This window comes from Arthrobacter sp. 05L45_2 (assembly GCF_056397525.1).
In genome coordinates this window covers 1-5,991 of record NZ_JBFTNO010000197.1, presented here as the reverse complement: position 1 = coordinate 5,991, position 5,991 = coordinate 1, and the positions used below count along the sequence as shown (strand labels likewise).

At 63.9% G+C, this 5,991-nt stretch carries 9 protein-coding genes; 3 read left to right on the top strand and 6 right to left on the bottom strand.

The window, feature by feature from the left end:
• Positions 1-318: carbohydrate ABC transporter permease (locus tag AC1DHD_RS13410; RefSeq protein ID WP_476880189.1), on the bottom strand; the 318-nt coding region annotated here is incomplete at its 3' end.
• Positions 319-522: 204 nt separating this feature from the next.
• Between AC1DHD_RS13410 and AC1DHD_RS13405 the strand changes: the two genes are divergently transcribed.
• Positions 523-1,881, top strand: coding sequence for an ABC transporter substrate-binding protein (locus tag AC1DHD_RS13405; RefSeq protein WP_476880188.1), 1,359 nt, complete (start codon positions 523-525; stop codon positions 1,879-1,881).
• An 81-nt stretch (positions 1,882-1,962) separates the two neighbouring features.
• Here the strand turns inward: AC1DHD_RS13405 and AC1DHD_RS13400 are convergent, their stop codons facing one another.
• From AC1DHD_RS13400 to AC1DHD_RS13390, 3 genes are all read right to left on the bottom strand, one after another.
• On the bottom strand, positions 1,963-2,496 hold the full coding sequence (locus AC1DHD_RS13400; RefSeq protein ID WP_476880187.1) for an HPP family protein: 534 nt from the start codon (positions 2,494-2,496) through the stop codon (positions 1,963-1,965).
• Between the two features lie 54 nt (positions 2,497-2,550).
• Positions 2,551-2,856, bottom strand: coding sequence for a hypothetical protein (locus tag AC1DHD_RS13395; protein ID WP_476880186.1), 306 nt, complete (start codon positions 2,854-2,856; stop codon positions 2,551-2,553).
• A gap of 217 nt (positions 2,857-3,073) precedes the next feature.
• The gene (locus AC1DHD_RS13390) at positions 3,074-3,211 is read right to left on the bottom strand and encodes a hypothetical protein (protein WP_476880185.1); all 138 of its coding nucleotides are present in this window, start codon (positions 3,209-3,211) and stop codon (positions 3,074-3,076) included.
• Between the two features lie 21 nt (positions 3,212-3,232).
• Between AC1DHD_RS13390 and AC1DHD_RS13385 the strand changes: the two genes are divergently transcribed.
• Positions 3,233-3,481 carry a hypothetical protein gene (locus AC1DHD_RS13385; protein WP_476880184.1) on the top strand — a complete coding sequence of 83 codons (249 nt, stop codon included), beginning with the start codon at positions 3,233-3,235 and terminating at the stop codon, positions 3,479-3,481.
• Positions 3,482-3,550: 69 nt separating this feature from the next.
• Here AC1DHD_RS13385 and AC1DHD_RS13380 read toward each other — a convergent pair whose 3' ends face one another.
• Entirely contained in the window at positions 3,551-3,766 is a 216-nt protein-coding gene (locus AC1DHD_RS13380) for a hypothetical protein (protein WP_476880183.1), read from the bottom strand.
• Positions 3,767-4,068: 302 nt separating this feature from the next.
• On the opposite strand from AC1DHD_RS13380, the gene AC1DHD_RS13375 reads away from it, so the two are divergent.
• Positions 4,069-5,244 carry a zinc-dependent alcohol dehydrogenase gene (locus AC1DHD_RS13375; RefSeq protein WP_476880182.1) on the top strand — a complete coding sequence of 392 codons (1,176 nt, stop codon included), beginning with the start codon at positions 4,069-4,071 and terminating at the stop codon, positions 5,242-5,244.
• Between the two features lie 17 nt (positions 5,245-5,261).
• Here the strand turns inward: AC1DHD_RS13375 and AC1DHD_RS13370 are convergent.
• Positions 5,262-5,991 (bottom strand): hypothetical protein (locus AC1DHD_RS13370; RefSeq protein WP_476880181.1); only part of this gene is annotated, 730 nt, incomplete at its 5' end.

The window sequence follows — 5,991 nt, the reverse complement described above, 5'->3', positions numbered from 1 at the left end:
GATCTCCAACGGCACCGCCAACACAGCGTAAAACAGCGTATTGGCTAGTGAGGAAGCAACCTTGGGATCCTCGAAGAGTTGCGCGTAGTTTGCTGTCCCGGCTGGCCGCGCCACGTTGGTGGCGAGGTTGTACCGGCTGAAGGAAATGACCAAGCTGTATGCCATGGCGCCGAGCATGAACACGACAAACCCTACGAGCCACGGCGCAATGAACAAATAGCCCGCCACCGCTTCGCGGCGGTTGTATTTCTGACGTCCCGGACGAGCGCCGCGCTTTGCCTTTGGTGGCACGACCTTGCCGGATGCGCTTGCGGTCATCGCTGGCCCCCAATCCCTGATTCTTAGGCTCGAATCAGCGTTCCGCCGCCCGCAAACAGCGCGTGGGCGACCTCTTGCGTCAGTCGGTTGCTTCGGCTAACTTTCGATTTAGCAAGCTTACTTACAATGTGGCAGTTACGGGGGCGTTTCGCCGAAGAATTCCTAGCTGCGAAGTCAATGAAGCGGAAACTGGGGAGGATGCAAATGCGTGTGTGGGAGAAGAGCTCGGTGGTTCTGGCCGTGGTCGCCCTGGGGCTGACAGGGTGCGGCAGCGGCAGTGCCGCACCCGGGGAGACAACGGAATTCAAGAAAGAGTCCTCGGGGACTTTGAACGCATGGGCCTTCGACAACGCGGACGATGTGGGTAAAGCCCGGATGAAATATGCGGCCGAGCAGCTCGGGGACGTCAAAATCACCATGGATCAAACCCCGTTCGACGCCCAGAAATTCACGACGCGAGCCGCCAGCGGTGACGTTCCCGACGTCGTCCAAATGGACAGAGCCTTCGTCRCCACGTACGCCGCAAAGGGCCTTATTAAGCCTCTGGATGGATGCCTTAAGGCCCATGGCATGGATCCGGCCAAGCAGTTCTATCCGGCCGTGACCCAGCAGGTCACCTATCAGGACAAGATATGGGCCGTGCCGCAGTTCTACCAGCCCGCCGCTATTATCCTCAACCAGAATGTTCTGGAGGCTGCCGGTGTATCCAAAGACAGCATTGACACCTCGGACAAGAAGAAGTTGCTGGACGCCGTCGCCAAGGCTCACAAATCGAACGGCGACAATCCGGCAACCCTTGGCTTCGACCCGGTAGCGGGCGGCCAGGCCGAACTGTGGATCCTCGGCCAGGGCGGCAAACTCATGGATGACAAGGGGGCGCCAGCCCTGGACGATCCCGCTAACGTCCAGGCGTTGACGTTCCTTAAGGAAATTTACGACGCCCAAGGCGGCTATGCGAAGGCCAAGAGCTTCAGTGACTCGTTCGACACGTTCGGCAAAGACAACCAGTTCGTCAAGAACCAGGTCGGTGCACAGGTCGATGCACAGTGGTACGTCAACGTCCTCGCGCCGTATTCGAAATCGTTGAGCATCTCGGCTGTTCCCTTTAAAGACAAAGACGGGAAGCCTTTCACCGTGGCCGGGGGTACCTCGTTCGTGATCCCTGCTGCTGCGAAGAACGCCGACGCCGCGTGCGCGTGGATGACGTCGTTGGTAACCGACGATGCCTGGTCCGCGGCCGGAGCTGCCAGGGCGGAAAAGATTTCTTCGACGCCCGGGGGGATAAACACCGGCCTCTTCACTGGCTCACCCTCGGCGGACAAGCTGATCCGGGAMAAGTWCGTGAAGCCCAGCGGTAACGCAGGATTCGACGAAACCATTGCCACCTACTACGAGGTGGTCCCTGCCGGAAAGTCCCTTGGGGCATCGCCTGCGGGCCAAACCATAAAGACGGAAGTCAACAACGCCATCGCTGCTGCTTTGCTTGGCAGCAAGGCACCCGACAAGGCCCTGGCTGATGCCCAGGCGGCCGCGAAGCGGGCGTTTGACCAGGCTGGTTCCTAGAAGACACGAGGGTTGTTGCGAGGGGAGACGGCGGGTCAAGTCCCGGGCACCCCCTCGCGTGCCGGCCGCCCCGGTTGCGGCTCAATGCCGGGCGGCCGGCTTGGTGCCAAGGAACACATTGAGGCCCCAGCCGGCCGCGGTGACTAGAAGGATGGCTCCCGCCATGGACAACAGTTGGGCCGGGCTGCTCAGAATGCCCAGGCTCACGATCAGCGTGGTCGCCCCCGCCGGAGGATGCGGTTTGCGCAACAGGGTCAGCACGAGCGTCGTCAGCGCGACGGAGAGCGCCCCGGCAACCACGTAGGGGAGTGTGAGTCCGCCGACGGGTGCCGATGGGCTGCCATGGAGACCGAGGGCGTAGAAGCAAATGATGCCCATGGCCAGGCCGGTCAGGTGTCCTATCAAAGTATTGGCCGGCCGGGCCGAAGGCTGCTCGGGGGACTCGAAGAAGAGCATCACCGTCGGCCCGAGGCTGGGAAACAGCCAGGGCAGGTGCAGGCCCAGACCGACTGCGCCGGCCAGGGCCAGGACGATGAGCGACAGGACAGCGGCGTAGGCTGCTGGCCCCACGGTCCGCCGGCCGGATGCCAGCCGCTTCAGCAAGGGGAATCTCAACGGCGACGTTTGTCCTTCCTCGCGGCCCGGTGAAACGGGCGACCATTTGAAGCCCTAATTTCCTGTCCGGCGCGCCTCTGCGGAGGGATCCGTGCCGGGGTCGTCCTGGTCCGGATCGATGCTGCGGGTAAGGTCGCCCGCGAGCGAGTCCCTGGCGGCCTCATCCGCCGGGCGGCCGCCGTCGTCGTCGCCGGCGTCGTCGCCGGCGTTGGAGCCTTCGCTGATCGATGAATGGACTTGAACGCCATCGGACTCCGCACCGGGCTCGGGCGTCTGACCGTCGTCCGGTGGCATGGCGTTGCCGCCGAGGTCTTTCATTGCGTCGTCTGCTGCCTTGCGGATGCTGTCTCCAACGCCCATCTCAGTGCTCCTCATCTGTGAAGTTCCAGACCACATTCCTTGGTCCTCATTAGAGGTACCACCAGGACAAGCCGTCGTCCAGACCCCTGTATGCCGGGCCGTCGAGGCTGCTTTGTCCCGCGGATCCAGCGAGCGTCCGTATGTCCCCAACACGGCACTTGTCCTCACGTGCTGCTCTTCCTAGGCTTAGTTCCACGGATGCAGGGCCGGCTAAAAATTACGCGACGGAGTCGATGGAGGGTTCATGGAGCACCAACCACAGGCTGAGCCTGGTGAACGCTCCCAGCGGAACCCAGGCGCCCTCGTGGCCCGGGGTTTGGCCGGCAAGGCTGCCCTCATCAGCTTGGGCCGGCATACCCGGCACTCACCTTCCTGCGTGGCCAGCGGCGGCGCCGGAGAAAACCGTGGCCGACTCCACGGCCGTAACCTCTGCGACTTCTATGACGGGAACCTGGACCCCGCACCGACGGTGCGGGCGCTGGCCGATGAAGAGCTGGCAGAACTGGTCGATGCCCTGTTCGTCCACCTGGACTCCGTCCGGCCGGCTTTCGGTGCGTTGAGCTGGTTCGAACTCGCCGTCGAGGAACTCCGACGCCGAAATGGCACCGACACAGCGGCCGGATAACAACGAGGAAAGGCAAGCTCCGTCCGGGTACCGGTCTTCACCGTCGGTGCTYTCCCGGGACGGTTCGCGTCAGGAATCCTCGCGCGGCCCCGACGTCGGTCCCTGGGAGCCCGGCGCTGCGGTGCCGCCGTCAGCCGGCCGGCGCGGGGCCGCCTCGTCTGCGTCGGCTCCCTCCGCAGGCTCTTCGGAGTGCTGCCGTTCGTTCAGGAACTCGGCCGGAACATCTGTCCCGCCTTCAGCCGGTTCCTGGGCGTGGTGCCTCTCGGTGTTCGGGGTTTCGCTCACGGTAAGCCCTTTCGTTGTCGGCTGCCGGACCTTCGCGTCAGAATCCCCAGGCAAGCCCGCCATGCCTCGTTTTGGCCCGGCAGGTTGCTGCGCCGGACCGTTGTCCGGCAGCCATTCCGGCCTGAATCCATCCTGTTCCGCGGGTACGCCCGGGTCAATACGTAGCAGCCACTCTTCGACGCAGGGGCGGCGCTCATCTCCGGCCGAACAATCCGGATGTCCTTCACACGGACGTTCCGTCGGGGCATAATCGAATTGGTCAGCATACTTATCAATCACCGTTTTCGATTGAAGGAGCGAGCATGAGAGCACTAACTTGGCAGGGCAAACGGTCCGTCAGCGTGGAGATCGTCCCGGATCCGGTGATCCAGGAGCCGACCGACGCCGTCGTCAAAATCACGTCGTCGGCGATCTGCGGCTCGGACCTGCACCTATACGAAGTCCTCGGGCCGTACATGAAGGCCGGCGACATCCTGGGCCACGAACCTATGGGCGTAGTTGAAGAAGTTGGCTCCGGAGTTACCAACCTCAAGCCGGGCGACAGGGTTGTGATCCCGTTCAACATTTCGTGCGGCCAATGCTGGATGTGCAAACAGGGCCTGCAGTCCCAGTGCGAGACCACCCAGGTTCATGCCCACAACAGCGGCGCGAGCCTCTTCGGGTTCTCCGAACTCTATGGATCGGTCCCCGGCGGGCAGGCGGAATACCTTCGCGTTCCGCACGCGGATTACGGGCCGATCAAGGTGGGGGAGGAACTCCCCGATGAGCGTTATCTCTACCTCTCGGACATTCTTCCTACGGCGTGGCAGGGCGTGAAATACGCGGACCCCCGTCCGGGCGGAACTCTGGCTGTCTTCGGCCTGGGCCCGGTTGGGCAGTTTGCCAGCCGGGTGGGCCGCCACTTGGGCCAGCGGGTCATCGCCGTCGAGCCTGTTCTTGAACGCCGCCAGATGGCTGAGCGGCACGGAGTGGAAACCGTCGATTTCACGGACGAGATCGCCGAGCAGCTCCGCGACATGACGGACGGCCGGGGGCCGGACGCGGTGGTCGATGCCGTCGGCATGGAGGCCCATCACTCCCCGGTCGGAGCCTTCGCCCAACATGCTGTGGGGCTCCTGCCGGATGCGCTGGCCAAAAAGGCCATGGAAACCGCGGGTGTGGACCGCATGACCGTACTCCACGCGGCCATAGATTCGGTGCGCCGGGGAGGCGCCGTCTCGCTCAGCGGCGTGTATGGGGGAACGGCGAGTCCGATGCCGCTGCTCACGATGTTCGACAAGCAGCTCCAACTCCGGATGGGGCAATGCAACGTCCGCCGGTGGACGGAAGAACTGTTGCCCCTCGTGGAGGATCCCGCGGATCCGCTCGGCGTCATGGACCTCAAAACGCACGAGGTCGCCCTGGACGGGGCCGCAGCCGCCTACGAGCTCTTCCAGAAGAAGGAAGACGGCTGCATCAAAGTGGTGCTAAAGCCTTAGCGGAATGATGCCGTGGGCTACTCCGGGGTGCGTTGACGTTCGGCCCCGATCTCCCGGAAGCTTCTTGCTATGCCGTGGCCTTCCCCGTGCCCGAGCCGGCTGACCTCCAGGATTCGTCCCGCCGCTGAAATTTTCAGGATCTCCCCGGAACTTCGCTTGCCGAGCTGGATCGACTCGATCGAGGTCTGCGGCAGGTCGGTGACCCCACTGGCGGCGTCTGGTCCATCCGGGACGAAGATGAGCCTCGTCTGCGTGAGGACGAGGAAGCCGACGGCGCCGTTAAGGTGCCCCCGCCCTGCCGCGCGGACGACGTCGTGTGCGTCCAGGAGGTTGACGATCCGGCGAATGGCGTGTCTGTCGTCGAATTTAAGCCCCGCACGTTCCGCTGCGTTCTTGAGGCCGTGGGAGTACACGAGCCCCTCCGGAAGATGCTCCTCGGCTTCAAGCAGTACAGCGTGGAGTTCCGGACCGGCGTCGTCCGAAGTCCAGCGGACATCGGTGCGCTGTCCGGCGGCTGTTACGGTACCGGCCAACCGCGCAGGACGACGACGGCGGCGGATAGACCGGGGGACGTGGAGCCGGAGTTCGTTCCCCTCGCTCGGTTCTACCCTGTAGCCGGCTGCTCCGGCGGCTGCTTGAATGAGTTGCCGGGCCTCCCTGGCGTCGGTCGTGAGCGTCCAGGTGACCCCGACGGGAGSGGGGGTGGCCTGTTCTTTGACGGGCGGGGCGGGACACGTCCGTCCAAGG

Bases quoted from the DNA above. Each gene is read 5' to 3' on its own strand.
- AC1DHD_RS13395 (WP_476880186.1), bottom strand. From the start codon at position 2,856: ATGGGCGTTGGAGACAGCATCCGCAAGGCAGCAGACGACGCAATGAAA.
- AC1DHD_RS13390 (WP_476880185.1), bottom strand. From the start codon at position 3,211: ATGCCGGCCCAAGCTGATGAGGGCAGCCTTGCCGGCCAAACCCCGGGC.
- AC1DHD_RS13375 (WP_476880182.1), top strand. From the start codon at position 4,069: ATGAGAGCACTAACTTGGCAGGGCAAACGGTCCGTCAGCGTGGAGATC.